A 26,275-nucleotide genomic window follows, 5' to 3' on the forward strand; every position below is an offset into this window, starting at 1 on the left:
CCCGGGCCCGTCAACCCTGGCCGGGGCGGCCGGGGCGCCGACCGACGCGGATCCCCAAGCGCGATCCCGCGGGATTGCCGCCGGTCCGGCACCTCCGCTACGCAGGCCCCTCGGGCGACGGGAGCGGACGCGCATGGCCGAGGCAGCTGAACCGGGACCGGACCGCCTCTGGATCCGCGATCCGCGCGCCGTCCTGGCCGAGGGCGCCGGCGGCGGGATCGTCGTGGCGGGCACCCGGATCGTCGAGTGCGTGCCGGCGGGCGCGCGGCCCGCCGCGCCCGTCGACGCGGTCTTCGACGCGTCGCGCCACGTGGTCATCCCGGGGCTCATCAACACCCACCACCACGCCTTCCAGACGCTGACCCGCGCCCATCCGCTGGCGATCAACAAGCCGCTCTTCCCCTGGCTGAAGGCGCTCTACACCGTCTGGGGGCGGATCACCCCCGAGGCGTTCCGGCTCGCCACCCGGGTCGCCTTCACCGAACTGCTGCTCTCGGGTTGCACCACGGCGGGCGACCACCACTACCTGTTCCCGAAGGGCCTGGAAGCGTCGATGGACATCCAGGTCGCGGAGGCGCGGAGCCTCGGGGTCCGGGCCGCGATCACCCGCGGCTCCATGAGCCTGTCCGACCGCGAGGGCGGTCTGCCGCCCGAGAGCCTGACCCAGGACGACGACGCGATCCTCGCCGATTGCGAGCGGGTGCTGAACCTGTTCCACGACCCCGGCCCCGGCGCGATGGTGCAGGTCGCGCTCGCCCCCTGCTCGCCCTTCGCGGTGACCGGGCGCCTGATGCGCGAGAGCGCGGCGCTCGCGGCCCGGCACGGGTGCCGGCTGCACACCCATCTCGGCGAGACGCGGGACGAGGACGCCTACTGCCAGCAGATGTTCGGCTGCCGCCCGGTGGAGTACCTCGAAGAGGTCGGCTGGCTGAGCGACCGGGTCTGGCTCGCCCACGGCATCCACTTCGACGATGCCGAGGTCGCGCGGCTCGGCAGGGCCGGCGTGGGCGTCTGCCACTGCCCGACCTCGAACATGACCCTGGCCTCGGGCAGATGCCGCACCTGCGAGCTGGAGGCGGCGGGCGCGCCCGTGGGCCTCGGCGTCGACGGCTCGGCCTCGAACGACAGCTCGAACCTGATGGAGGGCGTGCGCCACGCCCTGCTGATCAACCGGCTCAGCTACGGGGCGGAGGCCGTGACGCACCTGGACGCCCTGCGCTGGGCGACCGAGGGCTCGGCCGCCTGCCTCGGCCGCTCCGACATCGGCCGGATCGCGCCGGGTCGCGAGGCCGACCTCGCGCTGTTCACCCTGGACGAGCTGCGCTTCTCCGGCGCCCACGACCCGCTGGCGGCCCTGGTCCTGTGCGGCGCCACCCGGGCCGACCGGGTGATGGTTGCGGGTCAGTGGCGGGTGATCGACGGGCAGCCGCTCGGGGTCGATCTCGGCGCGCTCCGCGAGGCCCATTCCCGGCTGGCGGTGGAGCTGTTCGGGACCGCGTAGCGCGCGGCCCCCGATCCGGCCCGCTCCGCTCGCGAAGACGAACGGCGGGGCCCGCCCGTGGGCGGGCCCCGCGCGCGATCCTCAGAACAGCCCGTCGATCTGGCCGTTGGCGTCCAGCCGGATCGTGTCGGCGGCCGGCACCCGGGGCAGGCCCGGCATGGTCATGATCTCCCCGCAGATCGCCACCACGAAGCCGGCGCCGGCCGAGAGGCGGACGTCGCGCACGCCGACGATGTGGCCCTCGGGGGCGCCCATCAGGGTCGGGTCGGTGGAGAACGAGTACTGGGTCTTGGCCATGCAGATCGGCAGGTGGCCGTAGCCGTCCTTCTCGAAGGTGGCGAGCTTGCCGGCGGCCTTCGTCTCGATCTGGATGTCGGCGGCGCCGTACAGCTTGGTGGCGATCGCCCGGATCTTGTCGGTGAGGCGGCTCTCGGTCTCGTAGGCGTGGCGGATCGGCGCCGGCTCGGCCTGGCTGAGCTTCACCACCGCGCGGGCGAGCTCCTCGGCCCCGGCGCCGCCCTCGGCCCAGTGGCGGCAGGTGATCGCCTCGACGTCGAGCCGCTCGCGGCACAGTTCCTTGAGCTTGGCGTGCTCGGCCTCGGTGTCGGCGTGGAAGTGGTTGACGCCGACCACCACCGGCAGGCCGAAGCCGCGCAGGTTGGTGACGTGCCGGGCGAGGTTGGCGAAGCCCTTCTCCAGGGCGTCGATGTTCTCGGCCCCGAGGTTCTTCTTGTCGACGCCGCCGTGCATCTTGAGGGCGCGGATCGTCGCCACCACCACCACGGCCGACGGGGTCAGCCCCGCCTGCCGGCACTTGATGTCCAGGAACTTCTCGGCGCCGAGATCGGCGCCGAAGCCGGCCTCCGTCACGGTGTAGTCGGCGAGCCGCAGGCCGGCCCGCGTGGCGATCACCGAGTTGCATCCGTGGGCGATGTTGGCGAAGGGGCCGCCGTGGATCAGCGCCGGGTTGCCCTCGAGCGTCTGCACGAGGTTCGGCTGCAGGGCGTCCTTGAGCAGCACCGTCATGGCGCCGGTCGCCTTCACGTCCTTGAGGGTGACGAGCTTGCGGTCGCGGGTCTCGGCGATGACGATCCGGCCGAGGCGCTCCTCCAGGTCGGCGAGGTCCTTGGCGAGGCAGAACACCGCCATCACCTCGGAGGCCACCGTGATGTCGAACCCGTCCTCGCGGGGGAAGCCGTTGGCGACGCCGCCCAGCGACTGGGTGATCGCGCGCAGCGCGCGGTCGTTCATGTCGACGACCCGGCGCCAGTGGATGCGGCGGACGTCGATGTTGAGCTCGTTCGCCCAGTAGACGTGGTTGTCGATCAGCGCGGCCGCGAGGCTGTGGGCCGACGTGATGGCGTGGAAGTCGCCGGTGAAGTGCAGGTTGATCTGCTCCATCGGCACGACCTGCGCCTTGCCGCCGCCGGCAGCGCCCCCTTTCATGCCGAAGCACGGCCCGAGCGAGGGCTCGCGCAGGCAGATCATGGTCTTCTCGCCGATGCGGTTCAGCGCGTCGCCGAGGCCCACCGTGGTGGTGGTCTTGCCCTCGCCGGCCGGGGTCGGGGAGATCGCCGTCACCAGCACGAGCTTGCCGGGCTTCCGGCTCTCCAGCCCGGCGATGTAGCCGTGGTCGATCTTGGCGATGTGCTTGCCGTAATTGTGGAGCGCGTCATCCGGGATGCCGAGCTTCTCGGCGACCTGCGCGATCGGCTTCAGGGTCGCGGCGCGGGCAATCTCGATGTCTGACGGCATGGGCCTTCCTCCCTGGGTCGCGGGCACGCTGCCCGCCCGCCGGCTCTTGCCGTGCGAATCTCCTGCCGTGCGGGCTGCGGCATGGCCGCCCGCGAACGGCCACGCACTGTGCGTCAAAGCCCGCGAAAATGCGCGTCGATTTTTATGAGCTGGCGGACAAAATACTCTTGTCGATCGCGCTGTCCCCTGCTCAGGCGCCGGAGCGGGCCCGGATCGGCCGTCCGAGACCGGCGTCGAGCGGCGCCCGCCATCCGCGCCCGTCAGAACTTGACCAGCTCGACGCGCCGGTTCTGCGCCCGCCCCGCCGCGCTGTCGTTGGAGGCGACCGGGCTGGCGGCCCCGAAGCCCTCGGCCCTCAGCCGGTCCTTCGCGATGCCGGCGCCGACGAGCCTCGCCACGACCGCCTTGGCGCGGCCGTCGGACAGGGCTTGGTTGTGCGCGGCGGCCCCGGCCCCGTCCGTGTAGCCGTTGATGGCGAGCCGCAGGCCGGGATCCGTCCGCAGCAGGGCCGCCACCGCGTCGATCTGCGGGGCGGAGGCCGGCAGGATCTCGGTCCTGTCGGTGGCGAAGTTGACCTGGATCACCGCCTTCCCGGTCTTGTCGAGATCCTGCTTCAGCCGCTCGGCGGGCAGGAGGGCGGCGGTCTGGACGAACGGCTTCGTCTCGAGGATCGTCCAGGCCGCGCCGTTGCTGTCGGGCACGAAATGCACCCAGATCTGCCGGTCCGGGCGGCGGATCACCCAGGTCTGCACCGGCGCGCCGTAGACGTTGCCCAGGCCCTCGTACATCCCGACCCGGATGTCCTCCGGCAGCGTCTCGGTCACGGAGCCGGGGATCCGGCCGTCGGCGATCTTCCGGCCGCCGGCCTGGGTCAGCACGGCCTCGATGTTCTTCCTCAGCTCGTAGGAGGCGTAGGTCTTGCCCTCCCTGGGGCCGATCAGGGACAGGAAGACCCGGCCCTCGACGTCGTGCAGCGCCGTCCCGGTCCAGAACGGGAAATGCCCGAACGCGCGCGTCTCGGGCGGGTTCAGCGGCTGGTAGCCGTCGGGCAGCGCGAAGTAGGGGAAGCGGCCGAGCGGCGCGTCCGAGACGGGCACCGCATCGATCGCGAAGGCCGCCGGCGCGTCCTGCGCGCGCGCGGGTGCGGCCCCGATCCCGGACGCCGCGCAGGCGAGGGTCAGCAGGATCCGGACAGGCTTCAGCGCTCTCACGTCGCACTCCGGCACGTTGCGGAGGCGCGACGATAGCGGGGGCCAATCGGGAGGCAATTAGGTCTCACGACCTACGGCCCCGGGCGCCCGAAGCCGCGACGGGCCGGCGGACGATCGTCGGGACGGCGCGGCAGCCGCACCGCCCCGAGGCGGGATCGGGCGGGAGCCCTAGCCCCCCGACTTCTTGGCCTTGTCGGCCGAGCCCGGCGCCTCGTGCGGCTGGGGCGCGCCCTTCGGCAGCTCCGGGTTCTCGGCGTTGTGCGGGGCGGCGACCGGGGCCGGCACCGTCTCGGCGGTGGCGGTCGGCTTCTCGATGTCGGGCAGCCCGTCCTTCAGCTTCGCGTTGATCTGCGCGAGGTCGTCCGGCTCGGGGTTCAGGTCCTTGGCGTGCTGCCACTGGAACTTGCCCTCGAGGCGCCGGCCCGAGCGCCAGTAGGCGTCGCCGAGGTGGTCGTTGATGGTCGGATCGCCGGGCTTCAGCTCGACCGCCTTCTCCAGCTCGCGCACCGCGTCGTCCCAGCGGCCGAGGCGGTAATAGGCCCAGCCGAGGCTGTCGACGATCATGCCGTCCCGGGGGCTCGCGTCGGCGGCCTGCTGCAGCAGCTTGAACGCCTCGTCGATGTTGATGTTCTGGTCGACCCAGGAATAGCCGAGGTAGTTCATCACCTGCGCCTTGGCGGCGGGCTGGTTGGCGGGCACCAGCGACAGGGCCTTCTTCAGGTCGGCCTCGGCCTTCGGCCACTGCTTGGCGCGCTCGTAGGCGGTGCCGCGGAAATAGTAGGTCGTCCAGTAGTTGGATTGCGGCCGGTCGCCGATCAGGTCGATGGCGCGGGTGTAGGTGGCCGCCGCCTCCTCGTACTTCTTGCGGGCGCGCTGGACGTTGCCGAGCGCCGTGATGACGTCGATGTCGTCCGGGTGGGCTTTCATCGCCGCGTCGAGATGGGCGAGCGCCTCGTCGCCCTTGCCCATCTGCTCCAGGTTCAGGCCGATCTGGATGTCGGCGTTGAGCTTGAGCGGGGAGTTGGCCGGGATCTGCGCGTAGGCCTCGTTGGCGCGCTCGGGCTGCTTCATCCGGTCCAGCGTGTCGGCGAGCGTCAGCCGCGCGAGGGCGTGGTCGGGGGCGAGGTAGAGCGCCAGCCGCAGGTAGATCACCGCGGGCAGCTCGTCGCCCTGGGTCGAGCCGGCCGAGCCGAGCCCGTACAGCACCTCGGCGGCGCCCTCCTGGGCGGTGCCGATCAGCCGGGTGAGCGGCTTGCCCTCCTTCAGCTTCTCGAGGGCGTCGCGCACGAGCGGGTGGCGCGGCGAGAGCTGGTCGAAGTCGGAATAGGCCTGGATCGCCAGGTCGGTGCGGCCGAGGCTGGCCTCCATCCGGGCGTAGGCGTCGACGATGCGCAGGGTGTTGTGGTCGGCGTCGTAGGCGGCCTTGAGCCGGCGCTCGGCCTCGGCGTTGTCGCCGGTCACCGAGGCGATCAGGCCGGCGTGGTAGTCGCGGAAGGTGTTGTAGTAGCGCTCGCCCCGGAGCTTGTTGACCGTCTCCAGCGCCTTCTTGCCGTCGCCCGCGCCCGCGTAGGACCACGCGGTCAGCAGCGTCGCGGTCAGGTCGGTCGCAGCACCCCGGCCGCTCCGGGAGAAGTTCTGGCGGGCGGCGGCCCACTGGCCGGCCTTGATCTGGCGCACCCCGAGGGAGAGGTTGGCGAGGCCGTTGGTCGGATCGCGGGCGATCAGCTTCTCGGCGGTGCGGAACGCGTCCGGCAGGGCACCGTCGGCCAGCAGCGAGATGAAGGCGCGCTCGACGAGTTCCGCGTTGCGCGGGTCGGCCTTCACCGCCTCGCGGTAGAAGGTCGCCGCCGCCGCCGTGTCCCGCGACGCGCCCGCGATGTAGGCGGAGAGGAAGTTGCCCTCGAGCGAGTCCGCGGGCTCGTAGTCGAGCACCGGGGTCGATTCCTTCGGCTGCGCCGCGAGCACGGTCTGCGGAAGCCCGGCGGCGAGCAGCAGGGCGAGCGCCGAAACGCTCCGGCGGGCGCGTGTCATCATCATGAACCGATCGCGGCTCCTGGGCGCCGGCTCACGAGAGGGCCGGGCGCGAGAATGGCGGGGCATCCCCGAAAAAACGTTGGGGACACTGAACCCATCCCGCCAGCCCCGCAAGGCGAAAGGATGGCGCGCCTCCCGATCGGGAAGCGCCGGGGCTCGGTGACCCGTCCCCGCCCCGGGTCACGCCTCCGTCATCGCGGGCGAAGCGAAGCGACCCAGAGATGCGCGACCGCGGCAAGCGGGGCGCCGCCGGATCGCTCCGCGCGCGAGGACGACCGAGCGCCCGAGGCGCTCCGACGAAGCTCCGGCGAAGCTCCGCCTCACATGTTCGGGTAGTTCGGCCCGCCCGGGCCCTCCGGCGTCACCCAGTCGATGTTCTGGTTCGGATCCTTGATGTCGCAGGTCTTGCAGTGGACGCAGTTCTGCGCGTTGATCTGGTAGCGCACCCCGTCGCTGGCGGAGGCATCCTCCACCCACTCGTAGACGCCGGCCGGGCAGTAGCGGCCCGAGGGCCCGCCGTAGACGTCGTGCTCGGAGCGCTTCTGCAGCTCCAGGTCGCGGACCTTCAGGTGGGGCGGCTGGTCCTCCTCGTGGTTGGTGTTCGACAGGTAGACCGAGGAGAGCCGGTCGAAGGTCAGCTTGCCGTCCGGCTTCGGGTAGACGATCGGCGTCACCTCCGAGAGCGGCTTGAGGCAGGCGTGATCCGGCTTGCCGTGCGAGAGCGTGCCGAACGGCGAGGCGCCGAGGATGCTGGTCGCCCACATGTCGATCCCGCCGAGCCCCACGCCGACCAGCGTCCCGTACTTGGACCAGAGCGGCTTGACGTTGCGCACCGCCTTCAGGTCCTGCCCGATCGGGCTGTCGCGCCAGCCGGCCTCGTAGGCGGTGAGCTCGTCGCCGGCGCGGCCCGCCTTCAGGGCGTCCGCGATGGCGTCGGCCGCCTGCATGCCGGACAGGATCGCGTTGTGCGAGCCCTTGATCCGCGGCACGTTCACGAAGCCCGCCGAGCAGCCGACGAGGCACCCACCCGGGAAGACCAGCTTCGGCACGGACTGCCAGCCGCCCTCCATGATGGCCCGCGCGCCGTAGCCGATGCGCTTGGCGCCCTCGAAGGTCTCGGCGATCATCGGGTGGGTCTTGAAGCGCTGGAACTCCTCGAACGGCGACAGGGTCGGGTTCTCGTAGTTCAGGTGCGTGACGAAGCCGACCGAGAGCAGGTGGTCGTCGAAGTGATAGAGCCATGAGCCGCCGCCGGCCCTGTTGGGCAGCGGCCAGCCCATCGTGTGCTGCACGAGGCCGGGCTCGAACTTGCCGGGGGCGAGCTGCCAGAGCTCCTTCACGCCGAGCCCGTACTTGAAGTGGTCGCTGTGCCGGTTGAGCTCGAAGCGCCGGATCAGCCCCTTGGTCAGGTTGCCCCGGGCGCCCTCGCCGAACACCGTGTACTTGCCGCGCAGCTCCATGCCGCGGGTGTAGTCGTCGCGCGGCTCGCCGGACTTGCCGATGCCGAGATCGCCCGTGGCGATGCCCGCCACGGCGCCGTTTTCGTCGAACAGCACCTCGGAGGCCGGGAAGCCCGGATAGATCTCGACGCCGAGCGCCTCGGCCTGCACGCCGAGATACTTGCAGGTGTTGGACAGCGAGCCGACGAAGTTGCCGTGGTTCGACATCAGCTTGGGGAAGAACACGTTCGGCAGGGTGATGCCGCTGTTCTTGGTGAGCATCATGAACTCGTCGCGCTGGACCTCGGTCTTCAGCGGACGCTCCGGGTCGGTGCGCCACTCGGGCAGCAGGCGATCCAGGCCGATCGGGTCGATCACCGCCCCCGACAGGATGTGGGCGCCGACCTCCGAGCCCTTCTCGACGACGACGACCGAGATCTCCTCGCCGATCTCGGCGGCGCGCTGCTTCAGGCGGATCGCGGTGGCGAGGCCGGCCGGGCCGGCGCCCACCACGACCACGTCGAAATCCATGCTCTCGCGTTCGGGCAGCGCCATCCTCAGGTTCCTTTTCTTGTTCCGGCGCCCGGTTCGTCGCCGGGCCGGCCTTCCTGATGCCGTCTCAAGCGATTCCAAGCTAGAAAGGCAAGTTGCCGACGCTCAAGCTCGAGGCAAAGTTCCCTTTGCCGCGGGGAACGGCGTCACAGCGCTGTGCCGCGCCGCGCTGTTCGGTCACGCAAGTCCTTGCCACCCGGAGCGATTCGGCGAGTTGTCCACAGGCCCCGGCGATCCCACATGCTGAGTCCCATGCCGAGCTCCACCGACGCGCAAGCCGACCTGATCGCCTATCTCGACTTCCACGTGGAGGCCGGTGCCGACGCGGCGCTCGACGAGCACCCGCACGACCGCTTCAGCGAGGCCGACGCGCCCGCGCCTACCCTGCGCGCGCCGCGCCGTGCAGCGCCCCGGGCCGCCGAGCAGCCCGTCAGCCCCGTCGCCAACACGCTCGTGCCGCCCCCGGGCTCGGCCCCGCCGGCCCCGCCGGCCGCGGCGCCGCGCACCTTCGGCCGCGCCGCCAGCGCCCAGCCCGACGAGGCCGCGAGCGACGCCCGCGCCCGGGCGCGGCAGGCCAAGTCCCTCGACGAGCTCGAGCGGATTCTCGCGGATTTCGACGCCTGCCCGCTGCGCTTCACGGCGAAGAACCTCGTCTTCGCCGACGGCAATCCCGAGGCGCGGGTGATGTTTCTCGGCGAGGCGCCCGGCGCCGACGAGGACCGGATCGGCAAGCCGTTCATGGGCCGCTCGGGCCAGCTCCTCGACAAGATGATGAAGGCGGTCGGGCTCGACCGGACGAGCGCCTATATCGGCAACATCGTGCCCTGGCGGCCGCCGGGCAACCGCAACCCGACCCCCCAGGAGGTGGCGGTCTGCCGGCCCTTCGTGGAGCGCCAGATCGAACTCGTCGACCCGGACATCATCGTCTGCCTCGGCGCGCCCGCGACCCAGACGCTGACCGGCACCAAGGACGGCATCCTGCGGACCCGCGGCCGGCTGTTCCCGTACAAGCTGCCGAACCGCGAGGTGAAGCTGCTCGCCACCCTCCACCCCGCCTTCCTGCTGCGCCAGCCGGTCCAGAAGCGGCTGGCGTGGCGGGATTTCCGGTCCCTGCGCGCCCTCCTCGACGGGAAAGCGTGACCGCGAGCTTGACCGGGGTGACGGAACCGGCTCTCCCCTCCCGCCATTAGAGCTTCGTTCCCGCTGCCGGTGCCCCGGCGGCCGGACACGACGACGCACAGCAAATCGTGGGCTGCCCGGGGCGGCCGGCGCAGCATCGATGGCGGGACCCAACCATGCGCTGGGAAGATCTACGCAGCTCGGACAACGTCGAGGATCGGCGCGGTGAAGGCGGCGGCGGGGGCGGCATGGGCTTTCCCGGCGGCGGCGCCGGCGGGCTCGGCATCGGCACCATCGTGGTGCTGCTGATCATCAGCTACTTCACGGGCATTAACCCGGCGATCCTGATCGGCGGGGCCCAGCAGATCGGCGGCGGCGGCCGCAGCCAGCAGGAGCAGGTCGACCCGCAGACCCAGGCCAAGCGGCGCCAGGCGCCCACCGACGAGAGCGGCCGGTTCGCCTCGAAGATCCTCGGCAACACCGAGGACGTGTGGAGCCAGATCCTGCCGCAGCAGACCGGCAAGCAGTACACCCCGACGACGCTGGTGCTCTACACCGGCGGCACCCGCTCCGGCTGCGGCTCGGCCCAGGCCGCCATGGGCCCGTTCTACTGCCCGCTCGACAAGAAGGTCTATCTGGACACCGGCTTCTTCAAGGAGATGGCCTCGAAGTTCGGCGTGAAGGGCGACTTCGCCTACGCGTACGTGATCGCCCACGAGGTCGGCCACCACGTCCAGGACGTGCTCGGCATCCTCGGCAAGGTCCAGGCCCGCCAGCAGCAGGCCTCCAGCAAGACCGAGGCGAACGCCCTCTCGGTGCGGATCGAGCTGATGGCCGACTGCCTCGCCGGCGTCTGGGCCAAGAACTCCAACGACAAGTACGCCGAGCTCGACAAGGGCGACATCGACGAGGCGCTGAACGCCGCCGCGCAGATCGGCGACGACGCGCTCCAGCAGCGCTCGCGGGGCTACGTGGTGCCGGATTCCTTCACCCACGGCTCCTCGGCCCAGCGCCAGCGCTGGTTCATGGCCGGCTACAAGAGCGGCCAGACCAAGTCCTGCGACACGTTCCGGACGGCCAACAACTGAGGCCGGCTCGCGGCTGCGCGAGCTGGCTCCGTCGTCGCGAGCGGAGCGACGCGGCCCGGGGCAGCACGCCGTCGTCCGCTGCGGCGCCGCTGGATCGCCGCGCCGCGTTCGCGATCAAACCCGGCGGGCACGCGCCTCAGCCCCGGCTCAGCCGCCGGGCGTTGGCCTGGACCTTCCGCCGGTAGCTGCGGATCACCTTGCCGTTCGAGGCGCCCGCGGCGAGCATGAGCGCCGCCTCGCCGGCGGCCAGCATCTTCTCGGTCACCATGAGCTGCGCCTCGGCCTGGGCCGCCGGGCCGCCGAGGGCGAACATCGCCATGCGCTGCGCGATGACGCCCTGCGCCTCCAGCCCCAGCATGGCCATGTCCAGGCCCGTCATCCACCAACCGAACAGCATCGCGATCCTCTTGTTGCCCAGGGCAACGGCCGAGCCTGATCCTGGGTCCCGGGATGCGCCCAGGCCTGCGCCGGACGCAAGCGTTATCCCGCACTGCGGCACCCCGCCTTTGCGCCGCGTCGGCCGATGCCGTAAGCGGCCGGGATACTCCCGGACACCTTCCGGACAGCGACCTCCCGGACAGCGCCCGCCCCATGATACGCCTGGACAAGATCACCAAGCAGAACGGGCGGCAGCTCGTCTTCATCGAGGCCTCGGCCGCCCTGCAGCGGGGCGAGAAGGTCGGCCTGGTCGGCCCGAACGGGGCCGGCAAGACCACCCTGTTCCGGATGATCATCGGCCAGGAGCAGCCCGACGAGGGGCAGGTCGCCGCCGACCGGGGCATCACCATCGGCTATTTCAGTCAGGATGTCGGCGAGATGTCGGGGCGCAGCGTCGTCACCGAGGTGATGGACGGCGCCGGCCCGGTGAGCGCGGTGGCGGCCGAGCTCGCCGAGCTCGGCGCGGCGCTCGCCGACCCGGACCGCGCCGACGAGATGGACGCCCTGGTCGAGCGCTACGGCGAGGTCCAGGCCCGGTTCGAGGAGCTCGACGGCTACGCCCTGGAGGGCCGGGCCCGTGAGGTGCTCGACGGGCTGAGCTTCAGCCAGGAGATGATGGACGGCGACGTCGGCGCCCTCTCGGGCGGCTGGAAGATGCGCGTCGCCCTCGCCCGCATCCTGCTGATGCGCCCGGACGTGATGCTCCTCGACGAGCCGTCGAACCACCTCGACATCGAGAGCCTGATCTGGCTCGAATCGTTCCTGAAGGGCTACGACGGCGCCCTGCTGATGACCTCGCACGACCGCGAGTTCATGAACCGCATCGTCACCAAGATCATCGAGATCGACGCCGGCGCGCTCACCACCTACTCGGGCGACTACGCCTTCTACGAGGGCCAGCGGAAGCTCAACGAGGCGCAGGCCCAGGCGCAGTACGAGCGCCAGCAGGCCATGCTGGCGAAGGAGATCGCCTTCATCGAGCGGTTCAAGGCCCGGGCCTCCCACGCCGCCCAGGTGCAGAGCCGGGTGAAGAAGCTCGACAAGATCGAGCGGGTCGAGCCGCCCCGGCGGCGGCAATCGGTGGCGTTCGAGTTCCAGCCGGCGCCCCGCTCGGGCGACGACGTCGTGATGCTCAAGGGCGTGAACAAGCGCTACGGCAGCCGCACGATCTACGAGGGGCTCGACTTCTCGGTGCGGCGCAAGGAGCGCTGGTGCGTGATGGGCATCAACGGCGCCGGCAAGTCGACGCTGCTGAAGCTCGTCACCGGCACCACCGCGCCCGACGACGGCTCGGTCACGGTCGGCGGCAGCGTGAAGCTCGGCTACTTCGCCCAGCACGCCATGGACCTGCTCGACGGCGACCGCACCGTGTTCCAGACCCTGGAGGATGCCTTCCCGCAGGCCGGCCAGGGGTCCCTGCGGGCGCTGGCCGGCTGCTTCGGCTTCTCGGGCGACGACGTCGAGAAGCGCTGCCGGGTGCTCTCGGGCGGCGAGAAGGCCCGGCTGGTCATGGCGCTGATGCTCTACGACCCGCCGAACTTCCTGGTGCTCGACGAGCCGACCAACCACCTCGACATGGGCACCAAGGAGATGCTGATCGAGGCGCTGGCCAACTATGAGGGGACGATGCTGTTCGTGTCCCACGACCGGCATTTTCTGGCCGCCCTCTCGAACCGGGTGCTCGAGGTGACCCCGGAGGGCATCCACCAGTACGGCGGCGGCTACACCGAGTACGTGGCCCGCACCGGCCAGGAGGCGCCCGGCCTGCGCAGCTGAGGGGCCACGCCGTCGTCGCGAGCGCAGCGAGGCGCCCCAGGGCAGCGCGACCTCGATCAGCGTGGCGCGGCTGGACGGCGTCGCTCCGCTCGCGGGGACGGCGGGGGATTCGGCCGGAAGCCCTGCGACCGGCGCGCCGCTATCGCCCCCCGATGCCCCGCGCTAGGCTGCGCCGAAACGGCCCGGGTGAGACGCCGTGCGACGCCTGCTGAAGTTCCTCCACACGATGGGGTCCGCGGGGCTGCTGGGGGCCATGGCGTCCTTGGTCGTCATGCTGAGCCTGTCGCCCGCGCCGTCCGCCCTGGCGGGCTACGCGGCGACGCGGGGCGCCATGGGCGCCGTCGCCACCTGGATCTTCCTGCCCGCCCTGGCGGTGACGCTGATGTCCGGCCTGCTGGCGATGGCGCTGAACCGCACCTTCCTCAATGCCGGGTGGGCCTGGCTGAAGCTCGCCACCGGGGTCCTGATGTTCGAGGGCGGGCTGGTCTACGTGCAGGGCCCGATGAAGCAGGAGGCGGAGCGGAGCGCCCGCGCGCTCGCGGGCCTCGGCGATCCGGCGGCGCTGGCCGTCTCGCTGACCGGCGAGCGCGGCACCCTGTGGGTCCTGCTGGCGGTCGCGACCGCGAACGTCGCGCTCGGGATCTGGCGGCCGCGGATCCTGCGGATTCCCCGGTAGCGCCGCCGCGCAGGGCTGCGGGAGCCGGCGACGGCGCCCGGCCGGGCCGGTTTCCGCCCCGATGGGTTGCCAGCTACAGATCTACTTCCCGATGCAGAAGCCGCTGAACAGCCGGTCGAGGACGTCCTCGACGCCGACATGGCCGGCCACCTCGCCCAGCGCCCGGACCGCGAGCCGCAGGTCCTCCGCGGCCAGCTCCGGCAGACCGCCGGCGCTCCCGGAGACGCGGTCGAGATGGGCCACGCAGGCCTCCAGCGCGGCCCTGTGACGGGCACGGGTGATCAGCGCGTCGCCGGTGCCGAGACCGTCCTCGGCCGCGGCCTGGATCGCGTCGAGCAGGGTGCCCATGCCGGCGCCGGTCTGTGCGGAGACCGTCACGTCGGCCGAGTCGCCGGCGGTCTGTGAGCCGGCAAAAAGATCGGCCTTCGTGCGGACGATCAGGATCGGACGGCGTCCCGGCCCGAGATCCGGGACAGCACCGCCGGGGGGCACGAGGGCGACCACCAGATCGGCCGTGTCGATCCGCGCCCGGGTCCGCACGATGCCCTGCGCCTCGATCGGCTCCGCGGTCTCGCGGAGCCCGGCCGTGTCGACCAGGAGGACCGGCAGGCCGCCGAGGTCGAGCCGCACCTCGATGGCGTCCCGGGTCGTCCCCGGGCTGTCCGACACGATGGCGACGTCCCGCCGGCTCAGGGCGTTCAGCAGGGTCGACTTCCCGCTGTTGGGCGCCCCCGCCAGCACCACCGTGAAGCCTTCGCGCAGGCGCTCGCCGCGGTGGCCGTCGCGCAGCGTCGCGGCGACCGCGTCCCGCAGGCGCGCGGCGCGGTCGAACAGCGCGGCGTCGAGCCCGGCATCGTCCACGTCCCCCTCGTCGGCGAAGTCGAGCGCGGCCTCCGCGGCGGCGAGGCAGTCGATCGCCTCCGCGCGCCACGCGGCCACCTGCCGGCTGAGCGCGCCGTCGAGCTGGCGCAGGGCCTGCCGGCGCTGGCCCTCGGTCTCGGCGTCGATCAGGTCGGCGACGGCCTCCGCCTCGGCGAGATCCATCCGGCCGTTGAGGACCGCCCGCCGCGTGAACGCCCCGGGCTCGGCCGCCCGGCATCCGGGAAGGCGAGCGAGGGTCGCGAGGACGCGCATCCGCACGGCCGCGCCGCCGTGGAGGTGCAGCTCCGCCATATCCTCGCCGCTGTAGGTGTCCGGCCCGGGAAACCACGCCACCAGCGCCCGGTCGAGCTCGGTGCCGTCCCGCGGATCCCTGAGGCTCCGCAGGGACAGCCGCCGCGGGGTCGGCAGGCGGCCGCCCAGGGTGGCGAGCACGCCGCCCGCGGCCGGGCCGCTGATGCGGATGACCGCGACGGCGGCCCGGCCGAAGCCGCTGGCCGGGGCGAAGAGCGTGTCGGTGTCGTTCATGGTCCCACAGGGCCGCGCGGAGGGGCGGAGTTTCACGTGAAACACGCGCGGCCGCCCTATACCATCCCGGCGTCGCGGTGACGCGCCCGGGCGCGCGGCCGCGATCTCGAACGGGGATGCCATGATCGTCTGGACCCGCCGCGCCGTCGGCCTCGGCCTGCTCGCCGCGCCCTTCGCCCTCCCCGCGCGCGCCGTCGAGGCGGAGCCGGACTGGACCGCGATCGAGCGCCGACTCGGTGGCCGCCTCGGGATCGCGGCCGCCTCGGCGGACCGCGTCCTCGCCGCCTACCGCGCCGACGCGCGCTTCCCGATGTGCAGCACCTTCAAGGTCCTGGCGGTGGCGGCGGTCCTGGCGCGGGTCGATGCCGGCCGCGAGACCCTCGGCCGGATCGTCACCTACGGTCCCGGCGATCTCCTGAGCTACGCCCCGGTCACCCGGAAGGCGCTGGAGGCCGGCGGCGGGACCGGGCGGATGAGCGTCGCCGACCTGTGCGCGGCGACGCTGGTCTGGAGCGACAACGCGGCCGCCAACCTGCTCCTGGCGGATCTCGGCGGCCCCGCAGCGCTGACCGCGTGGCTGCGGACGACCGGCGATCCCGTCACCCGCCTCGACCGGACCGAGCCGACCCTCAACACCGCCCTGCCCGGCGACCCGCGCGACACGACCACGCCGGACGCCATGCGGGCGACCCTGGGTCGGATCCTCCTCGGGACGACCCTGTCGCCGGCCTCGCGCGACCGGCTGGAGGCCTGGATGGTCGCCTGCGAGACCGGCCGGAAACGCCTGCGGGCCGGCCTGCCGCCGGATTGGAGCGCGGGCGACAAGACCGGGAGCGGCGACAACGGCACCGTCAACGACGTGGCGATCCTGCGGCCGCCGGGGCGTGCGCCGATCCTCGTGGCGGTCTACGTCACGGGATCGACGGCCTCCCCCGACACCTGCGCGGCGGCCTACGCGGAGATCGCCCGCCTCATCGCCGCGCGCGCCCAGTCCACCTGACCGAACGAGCCATGAAGACGCCCGCCAAGACATCTGCCAAGACGACCCGCGCCACGCTCGCCCTCGACAAGGCCGGCATCCGCCACGGCCTCCACGTCTACGCGTACGATCCGGACGCCCCGCGCATCGGCCTGCAGGCCGCGGAGGCGCTCGGTGTGGACCCGGGACGCGTGCTGAAGACCCTGATGGCGTCGGTGGACGGACGGACGGTCTGCCTGCTCGTGGCCTCCGACAAGGAGGTGTCGATGAAGCGGGTCGCCGCCGCCTTCTCGGGCAAGGCCGCGTCCATGCTCAAGCCGGCCGACGCCGAGCGGCTGACCGGCTACCATGTCGGCGGGATCAGCCCCCTGGGTCAGAAGCGCCCCTTCCCGACGGCGATCGACGCCGGATCCCTGACCGACCCGGCGGCCGAGATCCACGTCAACGGCGGCGGCCGGGGCTTGCAGATCCGGCTGACCGAGGGCGACCTCGTCGGCGTCCTGAACGCCCTCGTCGTGCCGCTCGCGTGATCCCGCGGTAAGCGTCCGTTTACCCTGCCGTCGCACGGTGCCGCCTTCCGGCTGGGATGGAGGCGGCATGCGGGCGACGACGCGCAGGGCGGTGACGGCGCTCGGATTCGTCCTGCTGCTCGCCGGATCGGGCCGCGCGGCCGACCTCGACATCCGCGGCGGCGTCGAGACGGGCGCGGGTGGCAGCCCCCGCTTCTTCCCGCGCAACGACGGCCTCGATCGTCGGCCGGTCTACGCCCTCCGGTCCCGTCCCGCGCCGATGGGCTGCACGCCCCGGCGGGCGCCCGTGCCCACCAACGCCCCGGACGATCCGAGCTATGTCGGCTCCGAGTACGGCCTGGGGCATCCGAGCTACTACGGCTTCACGCCGCCGCCCGGCGTGGACGACCCGTTCGGACGCTCACTCCTGCCCTACTGCCCCTGACGCCGACCGGGACCGCGCGGACCGTGACCGGACTGCCGGATTCCACCGCTCCCCATCATGCTCTAGACCGGCCCCACCCTCCCCCGGAGCCCGTGCCGTGTCCGAGTCGACCTTCCAGTCCTTCCGCGACCTCGCCGCCCTGCGCGGATGCGTCGCGGCGTGGCGCGCGGCGGGCGAGCGCGTCGTCCTGATCCCCACCATGGGGGCCCTGCACGACGGGCACCTCGCCCTCGTGGCCGAGGCGCGGCGGATCGGCCGCCGGACCGTCGCCAGCATCTTCGTCAATCCGACCCAGTTCGGCCCGAACGAGGATTTCGCCCGCTACCCCCGCGACCTCGACGCGGACCTGGCCCTGCTGGCGCGAGCCGGCGCGGACGCCGCCTGGACGCCCAGCGTCGAGACCATGTACCCGCCGGGCTTCGCCACCCGGATCGAGGTCGCCGGCCTGACCGACGGCCTGTGCGGGCCGTTCCGGCCCGGCCACTTCGCCGGCGTCGCCACGGTGGTGACCAAGCTCCTCAACCAGGTCCGGCCGGACGTCGCCCTGTTCGGCGAGAAGGACTTCCAGCAGCTCCGCGTGCTCCAGCAGGTGGCGGCGGATCTCGACCTCCCGGTGGAGATCCGCGGCGTGCCGACCGTGCGCGAGCCCGACGGCCTCGCGCTGTCGTCGCGCAACCGCTACCTCTCGGCCGAGGAGCGGGCCGTCGCCCCGAAGCTCCACGCCGTCTTGTCGGAGATCGCCTCCGCGTCCCGCAGCGGCACCCCCGTGGCCGGCCGGATCGCCGCCGGGCGGGCGGCGCTGGAGGCGGCGGGGTTCCGCGTCCAGTACCTCGCGGTCTGCGACGCCCGGACCCTGGTCCCGGTGGAGCGGGTCGACGGCCCGGCCCGGGTGATCGCCGCGGCCTTCCTGGGCCGGACCCGGCTGATCGACAATCGCGCCGTCTAGGCCGGCGCCGGTCCGGCCGCCGGCGGTCGTGGCCGCCGGGCCACGACGCGCGGATTTCCGGCTTTGACTGCGCCAAGTGATTGGCGCCGCCCGGCCGACCTGTTCTCTGCTGCTCCCGTGATCGGAACGCGCACCGCACCGGCCGTACTGGCCGTGTCCCTCGCCCTGGCGGGTCCCGCCGGCGCCGGCGAGGACGCGCTCGAGGGGATGGCCGGCCCCTCCGGCGAGCGCCTGCGCTACGACGCGAAGGGGCTGACCCTCACCTTTCCCGAACCCGACGTGAAGCTCCAGATCGGCGGCCGGCTGCACATCGACGGCGGCGCGGCGGGCTTCAGCCGGCCGGACCTGCCCGAGGCCTTCCCCGACAACGTCGCCGTGCGCCGGGCCTGGATCGAGCCGACGCTGACCATCGGCCGCGACTGGGTGATCGCCTTCCAGTACGATTTCGCCGACCCGATGCTGCCGATCAACGACGCGCTGGTCGCCTGGAAGGGGGTGCCGGACACGATCCTGACCCTCGGCAACATGAAGGAGCCCTTCAGCCTGGAATGGCTGCAGAGCAACAACGACACGCTGTTCGCCGAGCGCTCGGTGGCCAACGCCCTCGTGCCGGAGCGCCGCTTCGGTTTCGCGGCCGGACATCACGGGAAGAACTGGACCGCTGTGGCCGGCGTGTTCGGCAACGCCGCCAGCAGCGGCATCGACGGGGACGGCGTCGCGGTGGCGGCCCGCGCCACCGTCGCGCCGATCATGACCGGGGACGAGACCCTGCATCTCGGGCTCGCCGGGGTCTTCCGCACCCGGTCGCGGTCGGACGGCGCCTTCGGCTTCTCCAGCCCCGCCGGCGCCTTCCTGTTCGAGCGCCCCCTGGTGGATACCGGCGATCTCCCCGACGCCGCCAGCGTGTCGCGCCTCGGCGCCGAGCTGGCCTATCGCCGCGGCCCGCTCCTGGTGCAGGCCGAGTACATCCGGGCCGAGCTGCAGCCGTTCCCCGGTCCCGGCCAGCCCGGCGCCGCGCTCGATTTCCAGGGCGGCTATGTCGAGGCGGCCCTGGTGCTCAACGGCGAGGGCCGCGCCTACGCGCTGACGCCGCAGAGCGGCACGACCTACGCGACCTTCCGGGGCGTGACGGTTCCGGAGGCGCAGCGGCTCTCCCGGGGCGGGATCGGCGTGTTCGAGCTGGCGGCGCGCTACAGCGCCGTCGACCTGGACGCCCGCGGTTTCCGCGGGGGCATGGAGCAGGACGTGACCCTCGGCCTGAGCTGGTATCCCGAGCCCAACCTGCGGCTGATCGGGAACGTCGTCCACGGGCGCGTGCGGCCGGGGGAGGCCCAGTCCGACACCCTCGGCACCCGCCCGTTCTCGGTCGACACGGTGATCGCGCGCCTGCAGATCTACTGGTGACGCGGCTCGGCGGGCGGCCCGAAGCCCTCACACGGCCCGGCGCAGGACCGACCGGAACGGGCGCCGCTCGGGCTCCGGCGGGGGCGTCGGCTCCTCGGCGGGCGGGGCCGCCAGGACCTCCGCGCGCACCGGCCGCGGGGCCGCGAAAGCTGTCCCCTGCGCGAACGGCACGTCGAGATCGATCAGGTCTGGGACGTCGGCCTCGTCGGCGACGCCCGTGGCGACGACGCGGATCCCGGCCCGGGCCAGGGCCGGCGCGGTGTCCTCGAGGGCGATGTCCGACAGGCTGCCGCGACTCGTGCCGGGCCGGAGCAGCATCTCGGCCGGCACCTTGACCTGCCCGATGCCGAGCGCCGCCAGCTCGGCCGCGTCGAACCGGAGGTCGTCCGGACGGTCGAGGCTGAACCCGATCCGACCCTGCAGGGGCGCGAGCAGGCCCCGCTGGCCGGCGTCGAGACGGCGCCAGCTCTCCTGCGGCAGCGCGATGGTCAGGCCGGCCAGGGCCGGATCGTCGGCGGCCGTGCGGGCCAGCTCGCGCAGGAGGCCGGGCTCGAACAGCGACAGCGGCGACAGCCCGTAGGTCAGCAGGGTCTCGCTGCCGCGCCGGGCGAGGTGGCGCGCCACGATCGTGGCCCGTTGGAGCATGCGGCGGTCGAGTTCGGTGGTGCGCCCGTGGCGCTCCAGCACCGGCAGGAACACCTCGGGCTCGGCCGGCGGCGCGCCGGGGCCGCCGATCCGCAGCCGGGCCAGCGCCTCGTAGGCCACCACCTTGCGCTGCGGCAGGGTGACGACCGGCTGCAGGTGGATCTCCAGGCCGTCGCCCTCGAAGGCCGCGACGATCGCGCCCTCGTCGGCGGGCGCGGCCGCGGGCCGGGGCGGGATCGGCCGCGGCGGGATCGGCCGCGCCGGGACGGCCGGCGTCGGGTCCGGGGCGGGCTGCCGGTCGGCCGGAGCCGGCTGCGGCCCGGGCGGGACCCGCTCGAGCGGGGCGGCCGGGCCCCTCGGCTGCGGCAGCGACGGGGCGGCGGCGTCCGGAAGGCCAGCGGCGGGCGCCGCCGCGGTCTGCGGCCGGGGCGCCTCGGCGGGCGCGATTCCGGGCCCGATCGCCGGCCGCGCCTTGAGGCCCGCGATCTCGGCATCCTGGGCGCTCACGACCGTGGTGAGGTCGCGGACGATCCCGCTGAGGAGCCCGAACTCGACGGTCAGTTCCTCGATCTGCGCCCGCAGGGCGGCCTCCGCGGCCTCGGGCCGCGGCTGGGCCGCCGCGGTCGCGGCCGCCGTCTCGACCTTGAGCAGGCGCCGGGACAGCAGGTCGACCTCGCCGGACAGCTTCTCGCAGCGCGCCTTGAGGGTGGCGATACGGGTGAGGGCGAGACCGCCCGCCGCGGCGGCCGCGGCGCCGAGCGTCAGGGCACTCCAGAGCGGCAGGAACACCGCGAGCGGCCCGAACACGACGAGCCCGAGAAGGCCGACCGTCAGCAGCCCCGCGTACCGGCCGAGGACCGGGACCATCGTCTGAACACCTGCCAGGAACGCGCGCCGGTCGCCGGGGGACATCCCGAGCGATCCCCACCGGGCGCGAACCGAATCGCAGGATCATTGGCCACCCGCACCCTGCCCGGCAAGGCTTAGGGACCGCGATGGAGCGCCACCGCCTGTTAATTCCGGGCGGTGTGACGCCGGCGCCCGCTGGAACGTTGCGGATTCATCACGGCGGACCCGATTGCGGGGCGATCCGGGGAGGGTTGCGCGGCTTGCGAATGCGGACGGGATGAAAAAGGATCATAAAGCGTGGCCATGACGCCCGTCCCCCCGCGTACTCCCCGATATCGCGCCGTTCTCGGCGCCGGCGCGCTCCTCGCGGCCTTCGGCACGACGGCGCCGCGGGCCGCCGATCTCAACGCGGATCTTCCGCGCACCACGCCGACCTTCGCGATGGTCGATCCCAACACTTGGATCGTCACGCTGAGCGGCTCGATCCAGGCCGTGCCGCGCTATCCGGGCGCCAGCGACTATACGGCCGTCGGCTATCCCTCGATCGATGTCCGCCGGGTGGGCGAGCCGCGCCGCTTCTCGACGCCGGATGACGGGTTCAGCCTGTCGCTGTTCGACACCGAGTCGTTCCGGATCGGCCCGACCGCGCGCTTCGTGCCGGGGCGCTACTACGGCGACGACAGGCGCCACCTGTACGGCTTCCGCGACGCCCGCTTCGCCGTGGAGCCGGGCGTGTTCGCGGAGTTCTACCCGGTCTCGTTCATCCGGACCCGCGTCGAGGTGCGCCAGGGCCTCTACGGCCACCACGGCACGGTCGGCTCGGTGGCGGCCGACTACCTGATCCCGGCGGAGAAGTTCCTGTTCTCCGTCGGGCCGCGCCTGAACGTCGGCGACGCCAGCTACGCCCGGAAATACTTCGGCGTCTCGCCGATCGAGGCGGCGCTGAACGGGCGCGTCACCCCCTACGACCCGCGCAGCTTCTACTCGGCGGGCGTGCTCGGCGGCGTGACCTACACCCAGAGTGAGACTTGGTCCTACACGGCCTATGCCGGCTACACCCGGATCCTGGGCGCCTCCGGCGACAGCCCGCTGGTGCGGCGCCCGTTCGGCAACCCCAACCAGTACCAGTTCGGCCTGCGCGTCGATTACGCCTTCCGCATGCCGGCGCTGTTCTGAGCCGCGCCCCGGCTTGCGCCGGCCCCGCCGGGTCCCGACATTCCGGGGACACGCCATGGAGGCCCGAATGGACGAGACGCGCGCCGACCTGCTGATGCGAGTCGAGGGCATGACCTGCGACGGCTGCGCCGCTGCGGTGACCCGCACGGTGAAGCGGGTCGATCCCGCCGCCGACGTGCGGGTCGACCGGGACGCCGCGCGCGTGGCGATCCGCACCGACGCGCAGGCGCTCACCATCGCCGAAGCCCTGACCAAGGCCGGCTACACCGCGACGGCCATGACCGGCTGAGCCGCCGCGGCCTCCCGAGGCCGCGGACGCCGGAGCGCCCCGTGCGCGGCCCCCTCTCAGGAGCGGCTCAGGAACATCCCGGTCAGCAACAGGGCGAAGCCCGCGAGGCCGAACAGGCCTTCCTTGCGCTTGGTGCGGTCGAGGAAATGGGCGGCGGCGCCGGCCGCGCAACAGGCGGCGCCCAGGCCGATTGTCAGCGACGACATCTTGAGTCTCCTCCTCGCGCGTCGCTCCGCGGCGCGGCGAAACCGGTCCCTCTCGTGGGCCTGGCGAACGGCGTTGTCCGCTCAGGATCGCGTCACGGCGCAAGATTTGCACGGCCCGGAGCGGCTGGCAAGAGATTGCGGGCAAGTCATCGCAGAGCCTTCTCCAGCAACGCCCGCGGGAACAACAGATCTTTCCGCGGCTCGGGTGTTGAATACCGCATTCAGATGAGTCCTGCCGTGCGGGGCGCCGTCCCAGGCGCGCGGGATCCGGACGCGTTGACCGCCGCGCCCGGGCGCGCTTAGACCTCCCGGCAGATCCGCCGGTCCCCGCGCGCGCGGGCCGTGCACGGCGCGCGCGCCGCCCGCACCCGCGGCGGAATATCTGCGAAAGGCTGCTCGGTACCCGATGCTCACCACCTCCTCCGCACGGTTCGACGTCGCGGTCGTCGGCGGCGGCCATGCCGGCGTCGAGGCCGCCGCCGCCGCCGCGCGCTGCGGCGCGCGCACCGCGCTGGTCACCCACGATCCCGCGACGATCGGCGCGATGTCCTGCAACCCGGCGATCGGCGGCCTCGGCAAGGGCCACCTCGTCCGCGAGGTCGATGCCCTGGACGGGCTGATGGGCCGGGTCGCCGACGCGGCCGGCATCCAGTTCCGCCTGCTCAACCGCCGCAAGGGACCGGCGGTGCGCGGTCCGCGCACCCAGGCCGACCGCAAGCTCTACGCGGCCGCCATGCAGACCGCCGTGGCCGAGACCGCCGGCCTCACCGTGGTCGCGGGCGCGTGCGAGGATCTGGCCTTCGACGCCGAGGGCCGCCTCTGCGGCCTCGTCCTGGCGGACGGGCGGACCCTCGCCTGCGGCGCGGTGGTGCTGACCACCGGCACCTTCCTGCGCGGCCTGATCCATATCGGCGAGCGGCAGATCCCGGCGGGCCGCGTCGGCGAGGCGCCGGCGGTCGGGCTGGCCCAGACCCTCGAACGCCTCGGCCTCCGCCTCGGGCGCCTGAAGACCGGCACGCCCCCGCGCCTCGACGGGCGGACCATCGACTGGTCCGGCCTGGAGATGCAGGAGGCCGACGCCGAGCCGGTGCCGTTCTCGACGCTGACCGAGCGGATCACCAACCCGCAGATCCGCTGCGGCATCACCCGGACCACCCGGGCCGTCCACGACCTGATCCGCGCCAACCTGCACCGCTCGCCGATGTATTCCGGCGGCATCGCCAGCCGGGGCCCGCGCTACTGCCCGTCGATCGAGGACAAGGTGGTGCGCTTCGGCGACCGGGAGGGCCACCAGATTTTCCTGGAACCTGAAGGGCTCGACGATCCCACCATCTACCCGAACGGCATCTCGACGGCGCTGCCGGAGGCGGTGCAACGCGACCTCGTGCGGCTGATCCCGGGCCTGGAGCGGGTCGAGATCCTGCGGCCGGGCTACGCCATCGAGTACGACTACGTCGATCCCCGGGAGCTCGATCTCGGCCTCCAGGTGAAGCGCCTGCCGGGCCTGTTCCTGGCCGGCCAGATCAACGGGACCACGGGCTACGAGGAGGCCGCCGGCCAGGGCCTGGTGGCCGGCCTCAATGCCGCCCGGCACGCGGGCGGCCTCGGCATCGCGGGCTTCGACCGGGCCGAGTCGTATCTCGGCGTGATGATCGACGACCTCGTGACCCAGGGGGTCAGCGAGCCGTACCGGATGTTCACCTCGCGCTCGGAGTACCGGCTGTCCCTGCGGGTCGACAACGCCGACGCCCGGCTGACGCCGCGCGGGATCGCGCTCGGCTGCGTCGGGGGACACCGGGCGACCCAGTTCGCGGCCGGCCAGGCGGCGCTCGGCGCGGCCCGCGCCCGCCTCGACGCGGTGAGCCTGACGCCCAGCCAGGCCGCGCCCCACGGGATCAGCCTCAACCGCGACGGCATCCGCCGCACCGGCTTCCAGCTGCTCGCGTACCCGGAGATCGGATGGGCGGACTTGGCGGCGGTGTGGCCGGACCTGGCGGAGGTCCCCCCGCGGATCGCCGACCGGATGAAGACCGACGCGACCTACGCGGTCTACCTCGACCGCCAGAACGCCGACATCGCGGCCTTCCGCCGGGACGAGGCGGTGCGCCTGCCGCCGGGGCTCGACTACGCGGCGATCAGCGGCCTCTCAAACGAGATGCGGGTGAAGCTCGAGACCGTGCGCCCCGGGACCCTGGGGCAGGCGGCCCGGATCGAGGGCGTTACCCCGGCGGCCCTCACCCTCCTGGCCGCCCACGCAAGGCGCGGCGCGCGCGCGCCGTCGGCCCCCGTGGACCGGCACCCGGCATGAGCGATCCGGATCGCGCCCGTGTCCTGGCGGCTGCCGGTGTTTCACGTGAAACAGCGGAGCGGCTCGACCTCTACGTGGCGCAGCTGCGACGCTGGCAGCCCATCAAGAACCTCGTCGGCCCCGCGACCCTGACGGAGGTTTGGAGCCGCCATATCGACGACGCGCTGCAACTGCTCGACCTCGCGCCGGAGGCCCGCACGTGGCTCGATCTCGGCTCCGGGGCGGGCATCCCGGGCCTGATCCTGGCCATCGCCGGCCGGGAGCGCGGCGTCCGGGTCGACCTCGTGGAGAGCAACGCGCGCAAATGCGCCTTCCTCACCGAGACCGCCCGGCTGACCGAGGCCCCGGCCCGGGTGCGCAACGCGCGGATCGAGGCGGTGATCGGTGAGTACGGCGGGACCGACGTGGTCTGCGCCCGCGCCCTCGCCCCGATGACGCAGCTCCTCGCCTGGACCGAGCCTCTGTTGAAAACGGGCACCACCGGCCTGTTTCCGAAGGGGCGGGACGTACAAGCCGAATTGACCCAGGCCGGCGCGCAGTGGAGAGTCGTTAACGACCTCGTGCCGAGCCGGACCGATTCCGAAGCCCGGATCGTGCGCGTCACTGCCCTCGCCGCCCCGAGCCACCGATGAGCGAAGCGATCCTCGGCGATCCCGCCGACCGGTCCATGGATTCATCCATGCGACGCCCTCTGCGCGTGCTGGCGCTCGCCAACCAGAAGGGCGGCGTCGGCAAGACCACGACGGCGATCAACCTCGGCACCGCCCTGGCGGCGATCGGCGAGGACGTGCTGGTGATCGATCTCGACCCGCAGGGCAACGCCTCCACGGGCCTCGGGATCGACCGCGCCAAGCGCCGGGTCTCGACCTACGAGGTCATGGCCGGCGAGGCCTCCCTGGCGCAGGCCGTGGTCCCCACCGCCGTGCCGCGGCTGTCGCTGGCGCCTTCGACCATGGACCTCCTCGGCCTGGAGCTGGAGCTGGCCACCCTCCCCGACCGGGCGCACCGGCTGCGCGGCGTCCTGAAGAGCCTGACCCAGGCGCCGAGCCTGAGCCGGATCAGCTACGTCCTGATCGACTGCCCGCCCTCGCTCAACCTGCTGACCATCAACGCGCTGGCGGCCGCCGACGCGGTGCTGGTGCCGCTGCAGTGCGAGTTCTTCGCCCTGGAGGGCCTCAGCCAGCTGCTGCGCACCGTCGAGCAGGTCCGCGGCGCCCTGAACCCGAAGCTGACGATCCAGGGCATCGTGCTGACGATGTTCGACCCGCGCAACAACCTCTCCGCCCAGGTGGTGGCGGACGTGCGCGGGTTCATGGGCGACAAGGTCTACGAGACCGTGATCCCCCGCAATGTCCGGATCTCCGAGGCGCCCTCGCACGGCAAGCCGGCGCTGCTGTACGACCTGAAATGCGCCGGCAGTCAGGCCTACCTGCGCCTCGCCTCGGAGGTGATCCAGCGCGAGGGCCGGGTTCCGGCCGCGGCCTGACGGATTTGAGTCCCCCTCCCGGTACGAGGGGCGAGTG

Annotated in this window: 23 protein-coding genes; 15 read left to right on the top strand and 8 right to left on the bottom strand. The window is 72.8% G+C overall.

Annotated elements, in window-relative coordinates; all coding sequences use genetic code 11:
- Positions 1-133: 133 nt before the first annotated feature.
- Positions 134-1,501 carry an 8-oxoguanine deaminase gene (locus J3A75_RS27400; protein WP_012320997.1) on the top strand — a complete coding sequence of 456 codons (1,368 nt, stop codon included), beginning with the start codon at positions 134-136 and terminating at the stop codon, positions 1,499-1,501.
- 81 nt (positions 1,502-1,582) lie between these two features.
- Here the strand turns inward: J3A75_RS27400 and J3A75_RS27405 are convergent, their stop codons facing one another.
- From J3A75_RS27405 to J3A75_RS27420, 4 genes are all read right to left on the bottom strand, one after another.
- Positions 1,583-3,256: a formate--tetrahydrofolate ligase gene (locus J3A75_RS27405; RefSeq protein ID WP_012320998.1), complete on the bottom strand. Its 1,674-nt coding sequence runs from the start codon at positions 3,254-3,256 to the stop codon at positions 1,583-1,585.
- A gap of 260 nt (positions 3,257-3,516) precedes the next feature.
- Positions 3,517-4,467, bottom strand: a complete 951-nt coding sequence (locus tag J3A75_RS27410) for an OmpA family protein (RefSeq protein ID WP_058606416.1) — start codon at positions 4,465-4,467, stop codon at positions 3,517-3,519.
- Between the two features lie 168 nt (positions 4,468-4,635).
- Positions 4,636-6,504 carry a tetratricopeptide repeat protein gene (locus tag J3A75_RS27415; protein WP_012321000.1) on the bottom strand — a complete coding sequence of 623 codons (1,869 nt, stop codon included), beginning with the start codon at positions 6,502-6,504 and terminating at the stop codon, positions 4,636-4,638.
- 317 nt (positions 6,505-6,821) lie between these two features.
- Positions 6,822-8,495, bottom strand: a complete 1,674-nt coding sequence (locus tag J3A75_RS27420) for an electron transfer flavoprotein-ubiquinone oxidoreductase (protein WP_024828989.1) — start codon at positions 8,493-8,495, stop codon at positions 6,822-6,824.
- A 237-nt stretch (positions 8,496-8,732) separates the two neighbouring features.
- Between J3A75_RS27420 and J3A75_RS27425 the strand changes: the two genes are divergently transcribed.
- A complete protein-coding gene (locus tag J3A75_RS27425; protein WP_085985318.1) occupies positions 8,733-9,632 on the top strand; it encodes a uracil-DNA glycosylase family protein in 900 nt (299 codons plus the stop codon).
- Between the two features lie 155 nt (positions 9,633-9,787).
- Entirely contained in the window at positions 9,788-10,699 is a 912-nt protein-coding gene (locus J3A75_RS27430; RefSeq protein WP_024828987.1) for a neutral zinc metallopeptidase, read from the top strand.
- Positions 10,700-10,835: 136 nt separating this feature from the next.
- Here J3A75_RS27430 and J3A75_RS27435 read toward each other — a convergent pair whose 3' ends face one another.
- Positions 10,836-11,096 carry a hypothetical protein gene (locus J3A75_RS27435; protein ID WP_012321004.1) on the bottom strand — a complete coding sequence of 87 codons (261 nt, stop codon included), beginning with the start codon at positions 11,094-11,096 and terminating at the stop codon, positions 10,836-10,838.
- Between the two features lie 194 nt (positions 11,097-11,290).
- Here J3A75_RS27435 and J3A75_RS27440 point away from each other — a divergent pair, with 194 nt between their 5' ends.
- Together J3A75_RS27440 and J3A75_RS27445 are read left to right on the top strand one after the other, a co-directional pair.
- On the top strand, positions 11,291-12,913 hold the full coding sequence (locus J3A75_RS27440) for an ABC-F family ATP-binding cassette domain-containing protein (RefSeq protein ID WP_053621249.1): 1,623 nt from the start codon (positions 11,291-11,293) through the stop codon (positions 12,911-12,913).
- A 196-nt stretch (positions 12,914-13,109) separates the two neighbouring features.
- On the top strand, positions 13,110-13,589 hold the full coding sequence (locus J3A75_RS27445) for a hypothetical protein (RefSeq protein ID WP_071000082.1): 480 nt from the start codon (positions 13,110-13,112) through the stop codon (positions 13,587-13,589).
- Between the two features lie 81 nt (positions 13,590-13,670).
- On the opposite strand, the gene mnmE is transcribed toward J3A75_RS27445, so the two are convergent.
- Positions 13,671-14,996, bottom strand: a complete 1,326-nt coding sequence (mnmE, locus tag J3A75_RS27450; RefSeq protein WP_209650828.1) for a tRNA uridine-5-carboxymethylaminomethyl(34) synthesis GTPase MnmE — start codon at positions 14,994-14,996, stop codon at positions 13,671-13,673.
- A 121-nt stretch (positions 14,997-15,117) separates the two neighbouring features.
- Between mnmE and bla the strand changes: the two genes are divergently transcribed.
- The 5 genes from bla (at position 15,118) to J3A75_RS27475 (ending at position 19,279) form a co-directional block, all read left to right on the top strand.
- On the top strand, positions 15,118-15,996 hold the full coding sequence (gene bla / locus J3A75_RS27455; protein ID WP_071000084.1) for a class A beta-lactamase: 879 nt from the start codon (positions 15,118-15,120) through the stop codon (positions 15,994-15,996).
- A gap of 11 nt (positions 15,997-16,007) precedes the next feature.
- Positions 16,008-16,505 (top strand): aminoacyl-tRNA deacylase, encoded by a 498-nt coding sequence (locus J3A75_RS27460; protein WP_053621252.1) that lies wholly within the window; start codon positions 16,008-16,010, stop codon positions 16,503-16,505.
- Between the two features lie 67 nt (positions 16,506-16,572).
- On the top strand, positions 16,573-16,929 hold the full coding sequence (locus J3A75_RS27465) for a hypothetical protein (protein ID WP_024828984.1): 357 nt from the start codon (positions 16,573-16,575) through the stop codon (positions 16,927-16,929).
- Between the two features lie 97 nt (positions 16,930-17,026).
- On the top strand, positions 17,027-17,875 hold the full coding sequence (gene panC, locus J3A75_RS27470) for a pantoate--beta-alanine ligase (RefSeq protein WP_059410247.1): 849 nt from the start codon (positions 17,027-17,029) through the stop codon (positions 17,873-17,875).
- A 117-nt stretch (positions 17,876-17,992) separates the two neighbouring features.
- Positions 17,993-19,279 carry an OprO/OprP family phosphate-selective porin gene (locus J3A75_RS27475; RefSeq protein ID WP_063110100.1) on the top strand — a complete coding sequence of 429 codons (1,287 nt, stop codon included), beginning with the start codon at positions 17,993-17,995 and terminating at the stop codon, positions 19,277-19,279.
- 27 nt (positions 19,280-19,306) lie between these two features.
- On the opposite strand, the gene J3A75_RS27480 is transcribed toward J3A75_RS27475, so the two are convergent.
- A complete protein-coding gene (locus J3A75_RS27480; protein WP_245364392.1) occupies positions 19,307-20,836 on the bottom strand; it encodes an EAL domain-containing protein in 1,530 nt (509 codons plus the stop codon).
- A 240-nt stretch (positions 20,837-21,076) separates the two neighbouring features.
- On the opposite strand from J3A75_RS27480, the gene J3A75_RS27485 reads away from it, so the two are divergent.
- Complete coding sequence (locus tag J3A75_RS27485; protein WP_071000085.1) at positions 21,077-21,949, top strand: MipA/OmpV family protein; 873 nt, start codon at positions 21,077-21,079, stop codon at positions 21,947-21,949.
- 67 nt (positions 21,950-22,016) lie between these two features.
- Positions 22,017-22,238, top strand: coding sequence for a heavy-metal-associated domain-containing protein (locus J3A75_RS27490; RefSeq protein WP_012321015.1), 222 nt, complete (start codon positions 22,017-22,019; stop codon positions 22,236-22,238).
- A 56-nt stretch (positions 22,239-22,294) separates the two neighbouring features.
- Here J3A75_RS27490 and J3A75_RS27495 read toward each other — a convergent pair whose 3' ends face one another.
- Positions 22,295-22,444: a hypothetical protein gene (locus J3A75_RS27495; RefSeq protein WP_012321016.1), complete on the bottom strand. Its 150-nt coding sequence runs from the start codon at positions 22,442-22,444 to the stop codon at positions 22,295-22,297.
- A gap of 406 nt (positions 22,445-22,850) precedes the next feature.
- Between J3A75_RS27495 and mnmG the strand changes: the two genes are divergently transcribed.
- The 3 genes from mnmG to J3A75_RS27510 are packed head-to-tail and all read left to right on the top strand — an operon-like array spanning position 22,851 to position 26,238.
- Entirely contained in the window at positions 22,851-24,752 is a 1,902-nt protein-coding gene (gene mnmG, locus J3A75_RS27500; protein ID WP_116656693.1) for a tRNA uridine-5-carboxymethylaminomethyl(34) synthesis enzyme MnmG, read from the top strand.
- Entirely contained in the window at positions 24,749-25,384 is a 636-nt protein-coding gene (rsmG, locus tag J3A75_RS27505; RefSeq protein WP_012321018.1) for a 16S rRNA (guanine(527)-N(7))-methyltransferase RsmG, read from the top strand. The genes mnmG and rsmG overlap by 4 nt, the downstream gene beginning before the upstream one ends.
- Positions 25,381-26,238, top strand: a complete 858-nt coding sequence (locus tag J3A75_RS27510; protein WP_012321019.1) for a ParA family protein — start codon at positions 25,381-25,383, stop codon at positions 26,236-26,238. Before rsmG ends, J3A75_RS27510 begins: the two co-directional genes overlap by 4 nt.
- Positions 26,239-26,275 lie beyond the last annotated feature (37 nt).

This window comes from Methylobacterium sp. PvP105 (assembly GCF_017876975.1).
GTDB classification, from domain to species: domain Bacteria; phylum Pseudomonadota; class Alphaproteobacteria; order Rhizobiales; family Beijerinckiaceae; genus Methylobacterium; species Methylobacterium radiotolerans.

Coding starts and splice junctions, on each gene's coding strand:
- J3A75_RS27400 (WP_012320997.1), top strand. CDS start 134: ATGGCCGAGGCAGCTGAACCGGGACCGGACCGCCTCTGGATCCGCGAT.
- J3A75_RS27405 (WP_012320998.1), bottom strand. CDS start 3,256: ATGCCGTCAGACATCGAGATTGCCCGCGCCGCGACCCTGAAGCCGATC.
- J3A75_RS27415 (WP_012321000.1), bottom strand. CDS start 6,504: ATGATGATGACACGCGCCCGCCGGAGCGTTTCGGCGCTCGCCCTGCTG.
- J3A75_RS27420 (WP_024828989.1), bottom strand. CDS start 8,495: ATGGCGCTGCCCGAACGCGAGAGCATGGATTTCGACGTGGTCGTGGTG.
- J3A75_RS27425 (WP_085985318.1), top strand. CDS start 8,733: ATGCTGAGTCCCATGCCGAGCTCCACCGACGCGCAAGCCGACCTGATC.
- J3A75_RS27430 (WP_024828987.1), top strand. CDS start 9,788: ATGCGCTGGGAAGATCTACGCAGCTCGGACAACGTCGAGGATCGGCGC.
- J3A75_RS27435 (WP_012321004.1), bottom strand. CDS start 11,096: ATGCTGTTCGGTTGGTGGATGACGGGCCTGGACATGGCCATGCTGGGG.
- J3A75_RS27440 (WP_053621249.1), top strand. CDS start 11,291: ATGATACGCCTGGACAAGATCACCAAGCAGAACGGGCGGCAGCTCGTC.
- mnmE (WP_209650828.1), bottom strand. CDS start 14,996: ATGAACGACACCGACACGCTCTTCGCCCCGGCCAGCGGCTTCGGCCGG.
- bla (WP_071000084.1), top strand. CDS start 15,118: ATGATCGTCTGGACCCGCCGCGCCGTCGGCCTCGGCCTGCTCGCCGCG.
- J3A75_RS27460 (WP_053621252.1), top strand. CDS start 16,008: ATGAAGACGCCCGCCAAGACATCTGCCAAGACGACCCGCGCCACGCTC.
- J3A75_RS27465 (WP_024828984.1), top strand. CDS start 16,573: ATGCGGGCGACGACGCGCAGGGCGGTGACGGCGCTCGGATTCGTCCTG.
- J3A75_RS27480 (WP_245364392.1), bottom strand. CDS start 20,836: ATGTCCCCCGGCGACCGGCGCGCGTTCCTGGCAGGTGTTCAGACGATG.
- J3A75_RS27485 (WP_071000085.1), top strand. CDS start 21,077: ATGACGCCCGTCCCCCCGCGTACTCCCCGATATCGCGCCGTTCTCGGC.
- J3A75_RS27490 (WP_012321015.1), top strand. CDS start 22,017: ATGGACGAGACGCGCGCCGACCTGCTGATGCGAGTCGAGGGCATGACC.
- J3A75_RS27495 (WP_012321016.1), bottom strand. CDS start 22,444: ATGTCGTCGCTGACAATCGGCCTGGGCGCCGCCTGTTGCGCGGCCGGC.
- mnmG (WP_116656693.1), top strand. CDS start 22,851: ATGCTCACCACCTCCTCCGCACGGTTCGACGTCGCGGTCGTCGGCGGC.
- rsmG (WP_012321018.1), top strand. CDS start 24,749: ATGAGCGATCCGGATCGCGCCCGTGTCCTGGCGGCTGCCGGTGTTTCA.
- J3A75_RS27510 (WP_012321019.1), top strand. CDS start 25,381: ATGAGCGAAGCGATCCTCGGCGATCCCGCCGACCGGTCCATGGATTCA.